The organism is Psychrobacter sp. Pi2-1 (genome assembly GCF_904846645.1).
Taxonomy (GTDB): Bacteria; Pseudomonadota; Gammaproteobacteria; order Pseudomonadales; family Moraxellaceae; genus Psychrobacter.
In genome coordinates this window covers 17,114-36,860 of the sequence record NZ_CAJHBO010000002.1, presented here as the reverse complement: position 1 = coordinate 36,860, position 19,747 = coordinate 17,114, and the positions used below count along the sequence as shown (strand labels likewise).

17 protein-coding genes are annotated in these 19,747 nt (G+C 42.3%); 12 read left to right on the top strand and 5 right to left on the bottom strand.

Annotated elements, in window-relative coordinates:
- Positions 1 to 90: 90 nt before the first annotated feature.
- Positions 91 to 873: a phosphate signaling complex protein PhoU gene (phoU, locus tag JMX91_RS02180; RefSeq protein ID WP_201547487.1), complete on the top strand. Its 783-nt coding sequence runs from the start codon at positions 91 to 93 to the stop codon at positions 871 to 873.
- 96 nt (positions 874 to 969) lie between these two features.
- Here phoU and JMX91_RS02175 read toward each other — a convergent pair whose 3' ends face one another.
- Entirely contained in the window at positions 970 to 1,260 is a 291-nt protein-coding gene (locus tag JMX91_RS02175) for an oxidative damage protection protein (RefSeq protein ID WP_057757820.1), read from the bottom strand.
- Between the two features lie 315 nt (positions 1,261 to 1,575).
- Positions 1,576 to 2,949 carry an argininosuccinate lyase gene (gene argH / locus JMX91_RS02170; RefSeq protein ID WP_201547591.1) on the bottom strand — a complete coding sequence of 458 codons (1,374 nt, stop codon included), beginning with the start codon at positions 2,947 to 2,949 and terminating at the stop codon, positions 1,576 to 1,578.
- A gap of 239 nt (positions 2,950 to 3,188) precedes the next feature.
- Here argH and JMX91_RS02165 point away from each other — a divergent pair, with 239 nt between their 5' ends.
- From JMX91_RS02165 to JMX91_RS02140, 6 genes are all read left to right on the top strand, one after another.
- Entirely contained in the window at positions 3,189 to 4,214 is a 1,026-nt protein-coding gene (locus JMX91_RS02165; RefSeq protein WP_227679233.1) for a histidine kinase, read from the top strand.
- Positions 4,215 to 4,542: 328 nt separating this feature from the next.
- Positions 4,543 to 5,280 carry a LytR/AlgR family response regulator transcription factor gene (locus JMX91_RS02160; RefSeq protein ID WP_057757830.1) on the top strand — a complete coding sequence of 246 codons (738 nt, stop codon included), beginning with the start codon at positions 4,543 to 4,545 and terminating at the stop codon, positions 5,278 to 5,280.
- A 228-nt stretch (positions 5,281 to 5,508) separates the two neighbouring features.
- Positions 5,509 to 6,543, top strand: coding sequence for a hydroxymethylbilane synthase (gene hemC, locus JMX91_RS02155; protein WP_201547485.1), 1,035 nt, complete (start codon positions 5,509 to 5,511; stop codon positions 6,541 to 6,543).
- Positions 6,544 to 6,653: 110 nt separating this feature from the next.
- Positions 6,654 to 7,655, top strand: coding sequence for a uroporphyrinogen-III synthase (locus JMX91_RS02150; RefSeq protein ID WP_201547484.1), 1,002 nt, complete (start codon positions 6,654 to 6,656; stop codon positions 7,653 to 7,655).
- Between the two features lie 60 nt (positions 7,656 to 7,715).
- Complete coding sequence (locus tag JMX91_RS02145) at positions 7,716 to 8,750, top strand: hypothetical protein (RefSeq protein ID WP_201547483.1); 1,035 nt, start codon at positions 7,716 to 7,718, stop codon at positions 8,748 to 8,750.
- Positions 8,751 to 8,802: 52 nt separating this feature from the next.
- Entirely contained in the window at positions 8,803 to 9,294 is a 492-nt protein-coding gene (locus JMX91_RS02140) for an acyl-CoA thioesterase (protein WP_201547482.1), read from the top strand.
- A 142-nt stretch (positions 9,295 to 9,436) separates the two neighbouring features.
- On the opposite strand, the gene ribBA is transcribed toward JMX91_RS02140, so the two are convergent.
- Both ribBA and JMX91_RS02130 read right to left on the bottom strand, forming a co-directional pair.
- Positions 9,437 to 10,549 (bottom strand): bifunctional 3,4-dihydroxy-2-butanone-4-phosphate synthase/GTP cyclohydrolase II, encoded by a 1,113-nt coding sequence (ribBA, locus tag JMX91_RS02135; RefSeq protein ID WP_101204636.1) that lies wholly within the window; start codon positions 10,547 to 10,549, stop codon positions 9,437 to 9,439.
- Positions 10,550 to 10,895: 346 nt separating this feature from the next.
- Positions 10,896 to 12,185 (bottom strand): replication-associated recombination protein A, encoded by a 1,290-nt coding sequence (locus JMX91_RS02130; RefSeq protein ID WP_201547481.1) that lies wholly within the window; start codon positions 12,183 to 12,185, stop codon positions 10,896 to 10,898.
- Positions 12,186 to 12,636: 451 nt separating this feature from the next.
- Here JMX91_RS02130 and JMX91_RS02125 point away from each other — a divergent pair, with 451 nt between their 5' ends.
- Both JMX91_RS02125 and JMX91_RS02120 read left to right on the top strand, forming a co-directional pair.
- Positions 12,637 to 13,167, top strand: coding sequence for a type IV secretion protein Rhs (locus tag JMX91_RS02125; protein WP_102092683.1), 531 nt, complete (start codon positions 12,637 to 12,639; stop codon positions 13,165 to 13,167).
- Positions 13,168 to 13,385: 218 nt separating this feature from the next.
- Positions 13,386 to 14,318 carry a hypothetical protein gene (locus tag JMX91_RS02120; RefSeq protein ID WP_227679231.1) on the top strand — a complete coding sequence of 311 codons (933 nt, stop codon included), beginning with the start codon at positions 13,386 to 13,388 and terminating at the stop codon, positions 14,316 to 14,318.
- Positions 14,319 to 14,450: 132 nt separating this feature from the next.
- Here the strand turns inward: JMX91_RS02120 and gltA are convergent, their stop codons facing one another.
- On the bottom strand, positions 14,451 to 15,731 hold the full coding sequence (gltA, locus tag JMX91_RS02115; RefSeq protein ID WP_057757851.1) for a citrate synthase: 1,281 nt from the start codon (positions 15,729 to 15,731) through the stop codon (positions 14,451 to 14,453).
- Between the two features lie 1,017 nt (positions 15,732 to 16,748).
- Here gltA and sdhC point away from each other — a divergent pair.
- The 3 genes from sdhC (at position 16,749) to sdhA (ending at position 19,722) form a co-directional block, all read left to right on the top strand.
- Positions 16,749 to 17,135 (top strand): succinate dehydrogenase, cytochrome b556 subunit, encoded by a 387-nt coding sequence (sdhC, locus tag JMX91_RS02110; RefSeq protein WP_082624524.1) that lies wholly within the window; start codon positions 16,749 to 16,751, stop codon positions 17,133 to 17,135.
- Positions 17,135 to 17,542, top strand: coding sequence for a succinate dehydrogenase, hydrophobic membrane anchor protein (sdhD, locus tag JMX91_RS02105; RefSeq protein WP_201547480.1), 408 nt, complete (start codon positions 17,135 to 17,137; stop codon positions 17,540 to 17,542). Before sdhC ends, sdhD begins: the two co-directional genes overlap by 1 nt.
- 329 nt (positions 17,543 to 17,871) lie before the next feature.
- A complete protein-coding gene (sdhA, locus tag JMX91_RS02100) occupies positions 17,872 to 19,722 on the top strand; it encodes a succinate dehydrogenase flavoprotein subunit (protein ID WP_201547479.1) in 1,851 nt (616 codons plus the stop codon).
- The last annotated feature ends 25 nt before the right edge of the window (positions 19,723 to 19,747 follow it).

The following is a 19,747-nucleotide window of genomic DNA, read 5'->3' as shown; positions in this document are numbered from 1 at the left end:
AGACAACGCTGATTAGCATGTCATAAGCCGACTTTCTAACTTCACAAGCACACCGCGCTATTAAAATATAGATTCTAGGGAATACCTCTCATGCAAAGTGATAAGCATATCTCCAAAAGTTTCGACCAAGATCTTGATGAAGCCATTCGTTTATTTTTATACATGGGTGATAGCGCGGCCAACCAAGTGGCCAAAGCCATTCACGCTCTGATCGATAAAGACGAAACACTGGCGCAAGAAGTCATCGATATGGACTTCGATATCAATCGAATGGAGGTCGAACTCGACGAGCATATTTTATTATTGGTCGCCAAACGCCAGCCAGCTGCCAGTGATTTGCGCTTAGTCATGTCGATCAGTAAAGGTGTGGTTGATTTGGAACGTATCGGCGATGAAGCGGTAAAGATTGCGCGAATGGCCAGTAAAATTGCGGCAGAAGGCAACTCAGCATACGGCTATGCTGAGGTTCAGCACTTGAGCAATCAAGTTCGTCTAATGCTAAACAACTCGCTAGAAGCTTTCAGTCAATCAAATGCGGAACAAGCGTTTGAAGTGATGCGTAATGACAGCGCGGTCAATACCGAATATCAGTCAGCCATACGTGCTTTGATGACCTATATTATGGAAGACTCACGCCACGTATCAAAAGTCATCAATATCATGTGGATTTTACGTTCGCTTGAGCGTATTGGCGATCATGCTCAAAACGTTGCCGAACTTGTCATCAACTATATCAGTGGCCAAGACGTGCGTCACTCTGACTACTCAATGGTCGAAAAAGCAGTACAAGAGGCCAATGATCGCTTAGCCGCTCGTCAAGTAAGCACATTGCCAGCCAGTGAGCTTGAGACGTCAGATAGTGATGAAGGCTGATAAGAAGGATTATAATTTTTACCTTACAATAAAAAACGCGCTATAGTAAGCGCGTTTTTTTATGGCTATTAAACCAAAATTATCAAATCAAAACGATTAACTTTCAGGCGTCCAACCTTGCGCGCGTTCGTAGTCTTCATTATCTAAAAACTTATCACGCTGCTCGGTCAAGAATTTTTTGGCAGCAGGGTCCATCATGCTTAGATGATTCTCATTAATGAGCATAGTTTGATGCTCAAGCCATTCTTTCCACGCCTTTTCAGATACGGTCTCTTGCAACTCTTGACCTTTTTTATTAGGGAAGGGTGGATGCGGCATCTTTGGTAAATCTTGTTTATATTTACGACAAAACACAGTATTTGCTTGAGGGTTAAAAGTCTCAGTCATAAGGCATTCCTTATTCATTATATTAAGTGGTTAAATCAAATATCATATGAGTCTATGATAACGGTCTTGGTAGATTTAGCAAAGGGTACTAATGTATATCGTCAAGCCTCTATCCATTTGTTAAAAGTCTTTGGTAGTTGGTACATGACAATTACTATCTACGTTTGACCTTTTTATTTAGGTTTTCAAAGCTAGTGATATTTTGATAATGACATTGGCTAAACCGGTAAAGGTTATAGGACAAACAAAAACACCCGCATAGATAGCGGGTGTTAAATTTATATTAGCAGGTTAGCTTTTATTCAAAAGTACTGATTAGGCAAAAGCTTTTAAGCGAGCACGTCCATTGACCACTGCTTGCTTGACTTGGTTTGGCGCAGTGCCACCTAAATGGTCACGAGCTGCTAATGAGCCTTCTAGCGTTAGATAGTCGAAGACATCTTCACCGATGGCATCGCTAAATTGCTGTAGCTGTGCCAATGACAAATCACTTAGATCAACACCTTCTTTGATGCCCAAAGCAACAGCATTACCAACGACTTCATGCGCGTCACGGAATGCCACGCCTTGACGTACTAGGTAATCTGCCAAGTCAGTCGCAGTTGCATAGCCTTTCATCGTAGCGGCACGCATACTTTCCTTGTTTGGCGTGATATTTGGTAGCATATCAGCAAACGCTAATAGTGAACCTGTCAACGTATCGACACAATCAAATAAAGGTTCTTTGTCTTCTTGATTGTCTTTGTTGTAGGCGAGCGGCTGGCTCTTCATTAGGCTAAGCAAAGTCATCAACTGACCAAAGACACGTGCCGCTTTGCCGCGTACCAACTCAGGTACGTCAGGATTTTTCTTTTGCGGCATGATCGATGAGCCCGTACAGAAGCGATCTGGTATCTGCACGAAATTAAATTGTGCTGACATCCAAAGAATAATCTCTTCGCTCATGCGTGACATATGCATCATCAGGATCGATGCTGCTGAAGTGAACTCAATCGCAAAGTCGCGGTCTGAAACAGCATCAAGTGAGTTTTGGCAAATACCCTCAAAACCTAGCAATTTAGCAGTGATAGTACGATCGATTGGGAAAGTCGTGCCAGCAAGCGCGGCGCTACCAAGTGGCATCTGATTAATACGGCGACGTGCATCAACTAAACGCTCAGTATCACGATATAACATCTCAAACCATGCCATTACGTGATGGCCAAAGCTAACAGGCTGGGCTGTTTGTAAGTGAGTAAAGCCTGGCATGATAGTATCAATATGCTGCTCAGCCAAATCAAGCAAGCCGCTTTGCAAGCGTACTAATAACTCAATAATATTATCAGTCTCTTCGCGCAACCATAGGCGAATGTCTGTGGCTACCTGATCATTACGGCTACGTCCAGTATGTAGCTTTTTACCAACGGCACCTATGATGTCAGTCAAACGTGACTCGACATTCATGTGCACGTCTTCCAGAGCGATCGACCAGTTAAACTCTCCCGCTTCAATCTCACACAATACTTGCTGCAGGCCATCGATAATGGTGGCAACTTCATCAGCAGTTAAAATGTCACATTCTTTTAGCATCGTTGCATGCGCAATCGAGCCTTGAATATCGTGACGAGCAAAGCGTTGGTCAAAGCCTACAGAGGCAGTAAAGGCGGCAACGAAGCTATCTGTCGCTTCACTGAAGCGCCCGCCCCACATTTGTTGGCCTTGGCTACTAGCAGGCGCAGTCTGCGTTGTGGTACTTGTTGTAGGAACATCTGTGCTAAAATCAGAGTCAGATGAACTTTTACTTGATTCAGGATTACTAGGTTTTGAAGAATTGGCGTTCATATCGGTACAAGACAAGTCAAAAGAATAAGAACTCGAGTATAGCAAATGATGAGGTTGCCTTACTAGCTACACGCTTAGAGTTTTTTATTCCTAAACTCATGGAAATCATGAGGCCTTGGCAGTGGCTGACATATATCTTTTTTTGGTCATTGTTTTTGACGGTGATTGAGCGCCATGGTCTATCAGGCTGGTCTGATTTTATTATCAAGCTTTTTTCTCGCGTGATACAAAATGCACTGACGGTTATTCCCGCACTATATTTGGTCGATTATTTGCGTCCTGTCTTCAAAAACGCGAGCATTCCTAGTGTGAGTTTGCGTATTGTCATGCTCATGATGTTTTCTGCCACGGTCTCTATGGTGTTGGTGGTTTTGGTTATGATCAATCTAGGGTGGATGGAGTATAACCGTCAAGCTTTTGTCATTAATTTGCTTTTCAACACAGTGCTTACCGGTGGTTTTACTGCTGTGTTCTTATTGTATTTTTTGCGTAGCTATCGTGAGCTTAATGCGCTTAAGTTGTCCTTTGAATATAAATTGACTGCGCAAAACGATCTAATAAAAGCGCGTACGGCTCCGCACTTTTTCTTCAATACTATCAATACACTTGTATCACTGATTGAGTCAAACCCGCCTAAAGCCGCTGACTTATTACAGCACGTCTCTGCATTGTTCCGTGCTAGTTTTAGTGGTACACGCGAGATTAGCTTCGAAGAAGAGGTCGATCTCTGTGAGCATTATTTGGCAATCGAATCTAGTCGTCTAGCAGATAAGCTCGAAGTCAATTGGAAGTTACCTGAAGAAGATATCATGTACGACATGGTTATCACTGCGCTGACGCTACAAAGCGTGCTAGAAAAAATACTGCTCAATGTGGTAGAGATGACCACAGAAACTATCTGCATTAATATCGAAGTCACGTGGGAACAACACCGAGTCAAAATTATGATTGATGTTGCGCTTCCCAAAAAGACGTTAATCATCAATCATGATTTGCGCCAACACATGAATTTCTATATTCAAGCTGATCGTTTGCGCGCCCATTTTGGACAAAGTGCGGACATTCAAAGCTCGGTAGCCAGTACTCAAATTATCACTATCATCGACTATCCTTTACAAGACGTGGGTTTATAACCTGCTGTTATTTATTAATTTCCTCTCTTTTTTCAACGCTTAAAAACCTATGTGGCATACTTATTGCATTACCATGTATAGGTATCATATTTCGTGTTTGATAAATGATGATTACGAATCAGTAATATCATAGCTAATGTGAAACACAATTACATCATATAAAACCTACCTATAGCAGGAGTATATTGTTCGCTATAAAAATTGGTAGTTTTTGTCAAAATTTCATTAAATAATTTAGACTTTAGATTCTAAGTAATTGATAATGAGTGCTAATATAGCCGTAATACTATTGAAAAAATATTAAGTATGTACTTGGATGGGAGTTTGCATGCGTATCGTAGTTTGTGATGATGAGCCCTTAGCGCGTGAGCGCTTGGTGAGAATTGTACAAGAATCAGGTCATGAAGTAGTTGCTCAGGCCACAACAGGTGCACAAGCCATCGTCGCTGTAAAAACCCAGCAGCCAGATATTATATTATTAGATATCCGAATGCCTGAAATGGATGGCGTGCGCTGTGCTCAAGAGCTTGCCACACTTGAGCATCCACCAGCGATTATATTTGTGACGGCATACGACCATTATGCAATCGCAGCATTAAAAGCCAATGCAATTGGCTATTTGCTAAAACCTGCGAACAAAGATGAGCTACTAGAAGCACTAAACAAAGCAAAAAACCTAAATGCTGCGCAGCTAAACGAAATTCGCAAGCTTGAAGACCCGACAGCACGTCCGATACGTGAACATATCGCTGCCCGTACGCATCGCGGTGTTGAACTGATTAAACTAAAAGATATCTACTATTTTGCAGCCGATCAAAAATACGTTAAAGTGCGTCACAAAGATGGCATGGTATTGATTGATGAAACGCTAAAAGAGTTAGAGCAAGAGTTTGATGATCGTCTGTTCCGAGTACATCGCAATGCCATTATCAATCTTAGTTATTTGGACTTTTTAGAAACTTTGGATGCAGGTCAGTATCAGATACGTTTTAAAGGTATTGATGAGACGCTAGCGGTAAGCCGTCGTCACTTACCTGCCTTACGTGATAAAATCCAAAGCATGTAATAGGCTGTCCTGATAGCGACCAATCATTCCATATCATCAAACCCTTATTTATGCTTAAATAGGGGTATTTTTTTGCGTCAGCATCTACTATTAATCATTTGAGTCGCCTATGCTTTGGCAAATTTACCCTATCGAGTAATATCGATATTATTCAGTATAAATACGAATAGTACTGACATAGGGACTATAGCCACTATAGTATTAGTATCGAACTTATTGAGGCCCTTTATGAGCAATTCGCAGCAACCTGTTTTGACTACTCTAAATATCGCTACACGTCAAAGTCCTTTAGCCTTATGGCAGGCCGAGCATATCCGTGATCGTTTATTGGCGTTGTATCCCAATCTGACGATTAATTTACTAAAAATTGTCACTAAGGGTGACAAGATTTTGGACACACCTTTGGCCAAAATCGGAGGCAAAGGGTTGTTTGTAAAAGAGCTTGAACAAGCGCTGTATGACAAGCAGGCCGATATTGCAGTGCACTCGCTAAAAGATGTACCGATGCAGCTTCCCGAAGGCCTCACATTAGGCGTCTACTGTAAACGCGCGTCACCAACAGATGCCTTTGTCTCAAACACTTATAATAGTATTGATGAGCTACCACAAGGTGCAGTCGTTGGAACATCAAGTTTACGTCGTCAATGCCAAATCAAAGCCTATCGTCCTGACTTGCAAATCAAAACGTTGCGCGGCAATGTTGGCACTCGTTTGGGCAAGCTAGATGCTGGTGAATACGATGCCATTATTCTGGCAACGAGCGGCTTGCAACGTATTGAGCTGGACGCGAGAATACGCGGTGAGCTTGATATCGCAGCTTGCTTGCCTGCAGTTGGGCAGGGAGCTTTAGCGATCGAATGTCGTGAAGGCGATGAAGAAGTCCTTAAATTACTTGCACCACTCAATGATGATAAAGCCCGTATTCGACTTATCGCTGAGCGTGCTCTGAACCGTCATTTAGAGGGTGGCTGCCAAGTACCGATCGCCGCTTATGCAGTTCTGCAGACAGCTGAAGAAACCAGTGTTAATAATGATAACAATGGCGATAACGGCAATAACGACAGCGGTAATGTGTTGTGGCTACGCGGTCGAGTAGGCCAGGCCGATGGTAGCGAATTGTTGAAGGCAGACAAACGAGCTACGTTGGTTGGGTCACAAGCTGAACAAGAAGCCCAAGCCAATCAACTGGGCATCGATGTTGCAGAAATGCTACTTGCCGATGGTGCAGGCGCTATTTTGTCAGCCATTTATCAGCCTGAGTAGTGAAAGCACTGTCGCTATAGGTTTGAGTAACCGTAAGAGCAGCTGTTCTGAGCACCAGCCATTTTTGTAGGCTTGCACCTTTTTTATTCGTTTTTTGTCATGGTATATCGATGTCATCAGTGCCAACTCAATCTCCATACATAACTTCTCATAAGAATCATTCTAATGAGAAGTCAAAAGTCGTGCCGCAAATTGTCATCAATACTCGCCCAGTAGAGCGAGCAGCACCGTTGACTCAGTATTTACAAGCGGCAGGATTGACAGTGGTTGAGATGCCAATGTTGACGCTACGATCACGTCCAACAACTGATCTAGATATTGCATTAATGCGTCAGTGGTTGGCGGGGGAGTACAAAGCGCTTGTTATCGTTAGCCCAACTGCTGCCACTTCAGGGCTAACTGTTTGGCAATTACTTGACCATAAAAAGCGTGAATACAAAGCGAAAGACAGTACTGATAAGTATGCGCAGAGATTGTCAGAAGGCTTATCCCTACCTAGTCCTCTGGTTGCGGTTGGTGAAGCAACGGCGGCAGAGTTCAGTCAGGTGCGTATAGATACAACAAACTATCAAATACTTCAGCCTGAGACGGCCAATAACGAAGGCATGCTAGCAATGCCTGAAATTGATAGCTTACAAGCAGGCGATAAATTGCTGATATGGCGCGGGCTTGGTGGACGACGATTATTGATTGATACATTGCAGGCGCGCGGTGTACATATCGATAGTATTGCTTGGTACGAGCGTACAATGCCTATCGATGCAATGGCTGAGTATCAGCAGTGGCAACAAGCGTTTCTTACTCATAATACTGCGTCAGATATTGCCCTACTAAAGCAGCCAAAGCCAATTGTCGTAATCAGCAGTGCGGCAGCTTTTGAGCATTGGTCAAATATCGTCAATGATGGCCAATCAAAGATGTTAAAAATAGAGCAAAATACGGATGCAGTGGCTGATATAGCAGAGCGGCCTTCGCTTACGCTAAAAGACTTTTCTTACGTTGTACTGGGTGAGCGTCTGGCCAATATGGTTGCCGCACAGCAGTTGAGCTACTGGCGAGTAGAGGATTTGTCGCCAGATACGATTCTCTCAGCCATTAATTCCAAAATATAATACCTTAAACTTCCCATTTGCTTTAAACATGTTTATCTATACCAATAACGGTACTGCCTTATGTCAATGAATTCTGAGTCCTTATCTAAGGATCCTTCTACTGTTCAGCAGCGCCGGCAAGCAAATATTTTGCTGCTACGGATGCAATGGCTGGTTATCTTATTACTGATCGCTGCATTATTGTGGCTATATATTAGTCAGCAGCGCTTTCAGCATAGTGTCAACGATCGTTTGCAGAGCAATGAGCAAGTAATCAGTCGATTAAACGAAATGGACGATCGTTTATTTGCCATGAGTCAGCAGACGCTGCCAGAGCCTAGAGTTAAGGCCAGTAGCCAAGCGCAGAATCAGTTGGACCTGTTGCGTATCCAAATCAAAGCTGCTGATAGACTGTTGGCGGATAGTAATGACAGTGCCGCGATTGAGTTATTGCGAGGTCTACATTGGCAGTTGTCGCAAAGCAGTAATGAGATTGCGCCTGCGCTCACCATCGTTATTAAGCAAAGTTTGCTCAAAGATATTGAGCGTCTGCAGGCACAAAGCTCGCAGCCAAGCCCGTGGCAAATACAAAATCTGGCGGTTCAAAATATTCAGGAATTTTTGCACAGTCATGAGCGTCTTGGCAGCTATGAAGGTACGGATTTACAGCGTCGAGAGCTGGTAGATGCAGCTATTGAAAATAAACAGCAGCCTAAAGTAACCAATGCTACTGATACTTCAGCGACTCGTGGTACAAATCTAACGCGTCGTCAGCTCACTATCCATGAAGTCATCATGACGTTGAATTTAGCAAGCCAAGCTAGCAATATGCGTAAGCAAGATCAACTGGTCAGCTATTTGACGCAAGCACGTAAACAATTAAAAACGTTGGTGCCTAAGGCCTCAAATAGCGACAATAAAAAGTCAGCACAAGCTGGCGCGATTGGCATTGTACAAGCCGATAAAAAACCAATCGATGGTCAAAGTAATCTTGAGACAATGAAAGCACCGAGTGACATACCAGAAGTAATTGTATGGCTAAATCAGTTGATTGCTCATGCACCCAAACCAACGCCATTATTGACGACGGAAATTTTGGATAAGCCGCAACGCTAACAAGAGTTAGTCACAATAGTTAATACAGAAAATATAAAACGTAAGGTAAGCAATGACCCATTCTAATGAAAAGTCAGCATCTATGTCTGATGTAGCAAACGAACACCGCCCTGAATTACTAGCTCATTATCCTGTTATTCATCATCAGCCGATACAGTGGGGAGAGATGGATGCCTTCAATCACCTGAATAATGTGGTTTACTATCGTTACGCTGAGTCAGCACGCATTAGTTATTTGCATGCGCTAGGTATGTTTGATGGCAGTATGGTCACTGTTTTAGCCCAGTCTAGCTGCCAGTATTTACGCCCAGTCACTTATCCTGATACATTATTATTAGGAGTTCGTTGTAAGCGTTTAGGCAATACAAGTATGGCGATGGAATATAGTTACTATAGTACCGCACAAGAAACAATCGTTGCTATGGCAGAAGCAGTCGTAGTACGTCTGGATAGTGATGGTAAAGGTAAATTGCCATGGACAGCAGCAGAGCGTCAACAGCTGCTAGCATTAGAAGCCGAGTTTGGTCATACGCCTGAGCTTTAGGTCGGTTTCTATATGAGTCGATGGTTTATTTTTTCAAAAAAGCTATCTTGAATTAAAAGCCAAAAACAAAAAAAGGCACGCTAACATAATGTCAGCGTGCCTTTTCTATAACTCATTCTTCAACTAATCTCTTAAACAGTTTTTAGTCTTGTTGCGGCGCATGAACAAAATCAACCACGTTTAGATCAAAACCTGATAATGCAAAAAACTTCATTGGTGATGACAATAAGCGCATATCACGAACACCTAAGTGGCGTAATATCTGTGCACCAACGCCAATACTACGATAAGGTTGCTGCGTGATGGTAGATTGCGACTCGTTGTCCGCGGCTTTATTCAACGCATCTCCCAAATCAACTGGCTGATTGCTACCAATCCATACCAACACACCGCGATCTGAAGCACTGATTTCTTCTAGTGCTGACTGTACGCTCCAGCCACTACGGCCAGTCATATCGTTTTTAGCTGCAAATAAATCGCGTAATGGGTGGAAGCCATGCACGCGTACAGTGCTGACGCCTTCGCTAACATCACCTTTTACCAAGGCTAAATGTGTTTCTTCAGCCCCAAACTCACGGAAGCGATGTAGCGTAAAAGTACCATGTTCAGTTTCAAACGGATGTGACTCAATCTCTTCTACCGTTTGCTCATTAGCGATACGGTAGTTGATAAGGTCAGCAATCGTGCCTATCTTGATGTCATGTTCTTTTGCAAATATTTCAAGGTCGTCACGGCGCGCCATCGTACCATCTGCATTGATAATCTCTACAATCACCGCTGCTGGCTCTAGACCTGCTAAACGTGCTAAATCACACCCTGCTTCTGTATGGCCTGCACGGTGAAGAACACCGCCGTTTTGTGCCATAATTGGAAAAATATGTCCAGGCTGAACGATGTCTTCAGGCTTTGCTGATGAAGATACCGCTGCCTGAATAGTACGTGCACGATCACCAGCAGAAATACCAGTGGTGACGCCTTCAGCTGCTTCAATCGAGACAGTAAAGTTGGTGCTGAATTTAGCTTCGTTACGATCTGACATTAGTGGCAGTGCCAATTGCTGGCAACGTGCTTGTGATAAGGTCAAACAAACAAGACCACGCGCGTGAGTAATCATAAAGTTAATATCTTCAGGGCGGACATGCGTCGCTGCCATGATGATATCACCTTCATTTTCGCGGTCTTCATCATCCATCAAGATGACCATTTTTCCAGCACGAATGTCTTCGATAATCTCAGGGATTGCATTTAAACTCATAGTAAATCTCAATATTTTATTATTTATAAATAGATGTCATTTGGAATATAGGGCTCTATCTGCTTATTGTAGCAGTAGATAATACAAAGAGCTGTTACGGTCAAGCAAAGCGCTACTACGGTCAAGTAAATCGCGCTATAAGCAATATCATTTGATATAAAAGTGACTCGCTTAATTGCCTGTATATATCATTATGAGGTTATTTTAACGCTTTTCAGCGTCACGTGCTGCGCCATCTTCCCACTATATCGTTCAGTATGTCAAAAATAGTCATAAATATTATCAATGAGCATTAAAACTGACTCATAAAACTGTGCGTTATCTTTTTTATTGATCTATATCGTAGTTAGTCATTGCTCGCTGCTTGGCTTTTTAGCCAGTCCATAAACTGCTTACTGTGCTGCTCACGCTGATTATCTGCAAACTCGTAGAAACTGGTACCAACCAAATTATCTGGTAAGTAGCTTTGTGGATAGTAATGGTTAGGATAATCATGCGGGTAAGCATAACCTTGACCGTAGCCTTGACTACGCATCAATTTGGTCACGCCATTGCGCAAATGTAGCGGTACAGGTGAGGCATCTTTTTCAGCCAACGCCATCGCAGCATTGATCGCTTTATAAGTGCTATTGCTTTTGGCACTGGTCGCTAGATACACCACAACTTGACCTAAAATAATACGTGCTTCTGGCATACCAATAGATTGCACACTACGCAATGCTGCATCAGCTAGGAGTAAGGCATTAGGATTGGCATTACCGATATCTTCACTGGCCAAAATCACCAAGCGCCGCGCAATAAAATCAGCAGGTTCTCCGCCTACGAGCATACGTGCCATCCAATATAATGCCGCATCCGGATCTGAGCCACGGACTGATTTTATCATTGCTGAGATAATATCGTAATGCTGCTCACCATCTTTGTCATATCTTACCAAAGCAGTCTGTGCCACTCGGCTGACCAATTCATCATCGATAATCACTGGCGACTGCTTGGTATCAGCAGTCTGAATGGCTAACTCTAATAAGTTTAGCGCCTTTCGTGCATCACCGTGGGCCAGCTGACTAATGGTATCTTTTACTTGTAAGTCGACGGTTAGTTTTTTGAGTATATTGTCTTCTGAGAGGGCTCGTTGCAGCACGGTACTTATCTGCTCAGGCGTTAACGGCTCTAAACGATATACTTGGCAACGTGATAGTAGAGCATTGTTAACGCTAAATGATGGGTTTTCAGTGGTAGCACCAATCAAAGTAATATCACCAGACTCTACCGCGCCCAGAAGTGCATCTTGCTGTGCTTTATTAAAGCGATGAATCTCATCAATGAAGACCACAGGTGACTCAAATGCCAATGAATCTTTACTATCTAAGACTTCGCGTAACTGTTTGACCCCAGTATTTAACGCGGAGAGCGCATGAAAAGGTCTATTCACAGCATCGGCTAACAACATCGCAATGGTTGTTTTGCCAATACCTGCTTCACCGTGCAGGATAATAGATGGCAGATGCCCTTGCTCTACCAAGCGTCGTAACGGTGCGCCAGCCGCCAGCAAGTGCTCTTGACCAATAATATCGGTAAGAGAAGTAGGGCGCATACGCTGAGCAAGTGGGGTATCGGTATGGAAGTTAGGTGGCATAAGACTCTCTATCGAAAAATAAAAAAGCTATCTACTATCTACAATGGTAGTAATGGCAAGGCATCTATAGCTAAACCCAAATAACAGCATACTACGCTAACTCCATCATTTTCATTGATTTTAGATACTCATATACGTTTGGCATGATTTTCGCAGCAATTTTATAATAGCAATGAGTATTAGACATCAGCAATAGAAGTAAGCTAGTTTATAAGGATGGTACTTGTTATAAGTCATACGCGCTAGGTTAGCGCAAAAATATGTTAATGAAAGCTAACTAAGCGTATAGCTTGTGTCCGGAGTACTTTTGTTTTCATCATTCATCTATATTAACGGCTCTACTATTAACAGTTTTACCGTATCGATGGGAAAAGTTGGCCAATTGCGACTGTTAACTATTAACTATTAAACACTAAAAATGGCTTATCAAATATAAGGTATTGCATTAACGATGTCTGAACCGACTCTTAAACGCTTATTCAATCGTTACTTGCGTAGTGATACGGGCAAGCAGCAGTCACGTTATCTGACAGCTGGCGAGATAGCATTGGCGCATTCAGTATTTGGTGACAGCATCAAACTTGATGAAGTGCAGTTAAAGACAGCGTGGTGGGTACTAAAACATTATGCCGTTAGCCCCAATGGCAATATTTACTTTAATTCAGTCGATTGGATTACGGATTTTAGCGAAGCTCCATTGAGTAAACAAAGCTGGCTTATACATGAGCTAACGCACGTATGGCAGATACAGAAAGGCTTAAAGGTTGTACGCGGAGCGATTATCAACCGAAAATATGACTACGTGTTAGAAACAGGCAAATCATTTTTTAAGTATGGTATTGAGCAGCAGGCACGCATGGTTCAAGACTATTTTGTACGTCGTCATCGTGGTCAGAACTGCCAAGAGTGGGAAGCTTGTATTCCATTTTTGACAGAGCAGCCTATTAAGGCAAAAAATACTGATAATCCATCAATCATCTAATTTTTAAAAGTAACAGTAAGCTTAACTATGATAAGCATAACCGAACTATAGAACAATTAAACTATATAGCAATTGAGATACAGGTCAGTCGGATAAATATTGGATAAGTAAGTTGAACGATTTAACAGTCAACTGTGTCGCTAAAAATCAAAGAATAATGAACCGCAATTGTAACTTACCCTTTTATAATTTTGCTTTACCAAAGGATATATACTCTCATGTTTAAATTTTTGTCAGTAAAGCCTAATGTTGATACTCGATATCCATCGACCTTGCTTGTAGCCGCACTGTCAGGAGTATTGTTTTTGACAGGTTGTCAGCAGTCTGAAACATTGCCTGTAGCTGATGACAGTCAAACCAGTGAAAAAACAAGCGTAGAAGACAGTCAGCCTATGCCAAAAAGTGACTCAGCTGCTGCGCGCATAAAACAATTTCAGCCGATATATGTCGCACAGGCGCAGAGTTTACAGAGACGATTGCAAGCGGAATATGAGTCATTGCAAGCGGCAGATGCGTCAGACAGTGAGGAGCTTTTATTACTGAATACTAATAATAATGAAAATACAGATAGTAATAACGAAGTAGCGACCGATGATACCGCTCCCATTGCGAATACTACTGCTACCAGTTCTGCAGAAGTGGCGTCATCGAATAACGATATCGCCCCGATAGACAGCAATTCAAATGTAAATGCAGAGGTAGATGTCAATACTAGCACTGAAGTTGGTGAGCGTGATTTAAAAGTTTTAAAACGCATCAGTCTTGAGCCGCGTAAACCTGTTATGTTGACCGAGGATCAAATCATAGAGCGATATCAGCAAACTATGGACGCTTTATATCAACCGGTGACAACACCGCTGAGCGCAGAGGATTCTGATACATTAATCAATATGGCGACGTTGGTTCCGCAGTTATTTGAGCATGCAGAGATTGCTGGCAGAGTAAGTGCAAAAAGTCCGGCTCTTGCCCGTTTAATTATTCAGCATCAGGTATGGGAGCAAATAGAAGCACAACAAGTGGTTGATATGCAGCAAATGAAACAGAAGCAGCAACAAGAGTTTGAAGCTTTGATGGCTAAGTTTAATGAAACCATCGAAGGATACGATGAGCAGATTGCCAAATATGAGCAAACGTTAAAAGAGTTTCAGTAACTGACTATAATTTTACAAACTCACTTAGTTAGTCATTTCTCATAAAACAATCAATATCAAATAACGAGAATTAAGATAATAAAAAATCCCGCACGATGGCGGGATTTTTTATTGGATAACGATTATTTTTGCTTACTTGCGATCTTCAACTTTTACAAAATCACGGCGCGTTTCACCAGTGTATAACTGACGTGGACGACCGATTTTGAAAGGTGCACTGTGCATTTCTAACCAATGGCTGATCCAACCTGAAGTACGAGCCAATGCAAAGATTACGGTAAACATTGACGTTGGGATACCAATGGCTTTCAAGATGATACCAGAGTAGAAATCAACGTTTGGATATAGGTTACGCTCGATGAAGAACGGATCTTCTAACGCAATTTTTTCTAGTGCCATTGCCAATTCAAGCTTAGGATCGTTGATACCTAGTGCTTCTAGTACTTCATCACAAGTCTCTTTCATTACTTGAGCACGTGGATCGAAGTTTTTGTAAACACGGTGACCAAAGCCCATTAGCTTCACTTCACGGCTCTTCACTTTTTCCATGAACTCAGGCACGTTTTCAACAGTACCGATTTCATCTAGCATCTCAAGAACAGCTTCGTTCGCGCCGCCATGTGATGGACCCCATAGGGCTGCGATACCAGCAGCGATACACGCATAAGGGTTTGCGCCAGTAGAACCAGCTAAACGTACCGTTGACGTAGAAGCGTTTTGCTCATGGTCAGCGTGCAAAGTAAAGATTTTGTCCATTGCGCGAGTGATAACGTCGTTTTTCTCGTAGTCTACATCAGCAGGCGTTGCAAACATCATGTATAAGAAGTTTTCTGCGTAGTTAAAGTCATTACGCGGATACATGAACGGTTCGCCTTGTGAGTATTTATAACTCATCGCAGCAAGCGTAGGCATCTTAGCAATCAGACGAATAGCTGTGATTTCGCGATGTTCTTCATTGCTCACGTCTAGGTCTTCATGATAGAACGCTGATAAGGCACCAACGACACCAACCATAATAGCCATTGGATGCGCGTCACGGCGGAAGCCTTCAAAGAACTTACGCAATTGATCATGAACAGGAGTATGCTCGCGGATTTTTTCAAAAAATTCTGCTTTTTGCTCAGCAGTAGGTAGGTCACCATGTAAAAGTGCATAAGCAACTTCTAGGTATTCAGCGTTGTTCGCTAGCTCGTCGATAGGGTAGCCGCGGTGTAATAACTCGCCTTTGCCACCATCAATATAAGTAATCTTTGATTCAACAGGAGCAGTTACTTTAAAACCAGGGTCATAAGACCAAAATCCTGATTCTTGTAAAGCAGCAATATCGATAACTGGGCGCCCTAAAGTACCTTTAATAATAGGAAGTTCGTATTCTTCACCATTCACGGTTAGTTTGGCATTAGTATCAGCCATAAATTGCTCTCCATTGGTTTGACTTGTTAGAATAAATTACTACAGACGCATACCTTCGCGTCATTGTCGGTTGAACGGTAAAAGTGCATTCAACTCATTTAGTACGCAGGGTATATTAGCAGCAATTCTTGATGATTTGAAAAAACTTTTATGGACCATGTGTCCAATTGGCGCGGTGTAGCGGTAGTTATTCGCTGTAATTTTTGTATCAAAATATGTCTGTCAGGTTATTTTGCTTAAAGTTCATCTGTTTTTGAGCAAGTTTATAGCAGCATTATTGGAGCAATATTTTGGGTTTGTAAATATATTTTAGAGACAAAACTCATAAATAATGACACCAAAAACTGGCAGACTATGCCTAGTAAGCGGATTAAAGTTTGTCATAATAATCACTGTTAAAACCAGTATTATCCTTATCAATTCATTTATTGATTAAATATGTATATATTCTTACTGAATGGATAAATTTGTAATTATTGCTCAGGCATTTTATAATTGTAGGAATTAACTGGCACTAGCTTTGCGCGAATTAATAAATGACCATGTTATAGTGTCGTTCAGAGCGTCTTCTATTCATGCTTATTTACGATTGTCTGGTGTTACGATAGACCAAACCGCATTCTATGGTTTGAATTTTCTTCTTAACCAATCTTTTTTATTTGTTTGGCACAGGATTTCAAGTGCCTAGTATAAGGTCTGCTCTGATATAGAAGACATAGTAACGTTGTCTTACTATTCATACGACCTCTAAAATAGACTGGTTAGTCGATGTTACTCATGTTTATTTTCTTTGTTGTATAATAGATAGGTTGTTTGATAGGCCTGTCGATTCGACAAGCGACATTGAACAGTCTATCAATACTTTTATATACATGATCCTTTCTTCATATTTAGCGCAAACTAAACGAAGTCAGCTAGCTCTTCCTTACTTTATTCGTCTCGTGTGTTGCTCGATGCTCAATTGACACTATTTATGTCAGGCGTTGATAGCAGATACAGGAGTATAACCGCAAAAGGATGCCCGCTGTGAAAAGCAACCGACCTATTGATCTGCCTTTAAGCCAAGTGATTAGCGTTAATCGCTCACCGATCGCGATCGCCTCTATCTTGCATCGTATCTCTGGCATTATTTTATTTTTATTGATTCCTGTCATGTTATGGATATTACAGAACTCATTGGCATCGCCTGAGAGTTTTGCGACCGTATTTGACAATGTACTTGTGCGCTTTTTAGCATGGATATTTGTTGCCGCCATTGCATATCATTTTGTAATGGGTATCAAACATTTATTTGCTGATATGGGCATGAACGAAGAGCTAAAATCTGGCCGCACTGCCTCTATGGTCAGTTTTGTGATTGCAGCGATTTTAGTTGTCGCGTCATTTGTATGGGTGATGTTCTAATGAGAAAAAATGATTCAGGAATCAAAAGTGCTACTGGTCTGACAGGTTCAGGCTCACGTGATTGGATTGTCCAGCGTATTAGTGCTGTTGTTTTAGCCGTTTATAGTGTGGTATTGCTGGGCTTCTTTTTGACCCATGGCGATGTCACTTTTGTTGAATGGTCATCATTTATGACCAGCCTACCAATGCGTCTATTCAGCTTGGTTGCAGTACTTGCATTAGCTGGTCATGCTTGGGTCGGGATGTGGACAGTATTTACTGACTATATTACATCTGGCAAGATGGGTGAAAGTGCGCCAAGACTACGTTTGGTATTACAGACTTTGATGATTATCGCTATTCTAGTATTTCTATTTTGGGGCATCATGATTTTTTGGGGTAACGGTTTCGGTATCGCTGCCGTTTAACCATCTCATAAAAAGCTCTGATATCTATATATAACGACGGATGTATCTAGCTGCTACATTAGTTGGCAAAGTATTTTAGAGTCATCCGTCGATAGCCAAGAATAGTCATAGCATTGGACTAGCATTACTGATCAGCTAATCTGATTATAGTTGAGTAGGCTTAGTTCAGTATAACGATAGATATGCAAATTAAGTGGTTAACGACTATTAAGACTCTTTATTTTATAAGCGTAGAGATGGCCAAATAGTAAGCCTTTATAGCTGTAATAGAGATGTCTCAAAAGTCTTTGATTTACTTTTACGCATTAACAGGCATTAGGAAAACCGTAATGGCAACTAGACAAGACAATACCATTAGTAATATCAAGACCCTAAACTACGATGCAGTTATCGTTGGTGGCGGCGGCTCAGGTATGCGTGCTTCATTGCATTTAGCGGAAGCGGGCATGAAGGTTGCAGTCCTTACCAAAGTATTCCCAACGCGTTCGCACACGGTTGCCGCTCAGGGTGGTATCGGTGCAAGTTTGGGTAATATGAGCAATGACAACTGGCACTTCCACTTCTATGATACCGTTAAAGGATCAGATTGGTTAGGTGACCAAGACGCTATCGAATATATGTGTCGTGAAGCGCCAAAAGTAGTCTATGAGCTTGAGCACATGGGCATGCCGTTTGACCGTAACGAAGACGGTACTATTTATCAGCGTCCGTTCGGTGGTCACACATCCAACTATGGCGAAAAAGCAGTACAACGTGCTTGTGCCGCTGCTGACCGTACAGGTCACGCATTACTACATACGCTATATCAGAAAAACCTAGAGCAGGGTACTGAGTTCTTTATCGAGTGGATCGCCCTTGACTTGATCAAAGACGAAGCTGGTAACATCAACGGTGTCGTCGCGCTTGAGCAAGAAACGGGTACGATTGCAGTATTCCAATCACCAATTACTGTCCTAGCGACAGGTGGTGCTGGTCGTATTTTCGCAGCTTCTACCAATGCTTATATCAATACCGGTGACGGTATTGGCATGGCAGTCCGTGCTGGTATTCCATTGCAAGACATGGAGTTCTGGCAGTTCCACCCAACTGGTGTTCATGGTGCAGGTGTACTATTGACTGAAGGTTGCCGCGGTGAAGGTGCTATCTTGCGTAACAAAGATGGCGAAGCGTTCATGGAGCGTTATGCACCAACTGTGAAAGACTTGGCACCACGTGATCTTGTATCGCGCTCAATGGACCAAGAAATCAAAGAAGGTCGTGGTTGTGGTCCTAATGCTGACCATATCGTAATGGATATGACGCATCTAGGTGTTGAAACCATCATGAAACGTCTACCATCAGTATTTGAGATCGGTAAAAACTTCGCTAACGTTGACATCACTAAAGAGCCAATTCCAGTAATCCCAACCATTCACTACATGATGGGCGGTATTCCAACCACTATTCATGGTCAAGTGATTGTACCGGATCTAGATGCAGGTACTGATGAAGACGGCTTATATGCTAAAGGCAACGTCGTTAAAGGTCTTTATGCAATCGGTGAGTGTGCTTGTGTAAGTGTACATGGTGCTAACCGTCTAGGTACGAACTCTCTACTAGATCTATTGGTATTTGGCCGTGCAGCTGGTAAGCATATTGTTGATGAGTTCCATCATGCTGATCATAACTATAAACCACTTGATCCACGCGTACTTGATTTTACAGTGAAGCGTTTAGACAAACTGCAACAGTCTACTGAAGGCTACAATGCTCAAGACGTGGCTGATGAGATTCGTGCTACGATGCAAAAACACGCTAGTGTATTCCGTACGCAAGCGATGATGGACGAAGGCGTTGAGAAGATTTTAGCGCTAGGTGAAAAAATCGACAAGATCCATCTTGGCGATAAATCACAAGTGTTCAACACAGCGCGTATTGAAGCATTCGAAGTTGCTAACTTGTATGAAGTAGCGAAAGCGACAATGATATCTGCAGCGAAGCGTCATGAAAGCCGCGGCGCACACAGTGTATCTGACTATGATCGTCCAGAAGATGATGATTACGCACCTAACGGCCGTAATGACCACGATTGGATGAAGCATACTTTATGGTACTCTGAAGGCAATCGCATCATTTATAAGCCAGTACGTAAAGTGCCATTAACTGTTGATTATATCGAACCAAAAGTCCGCGTCTACTAATCCTAGACTGCATGCTTTAAATATA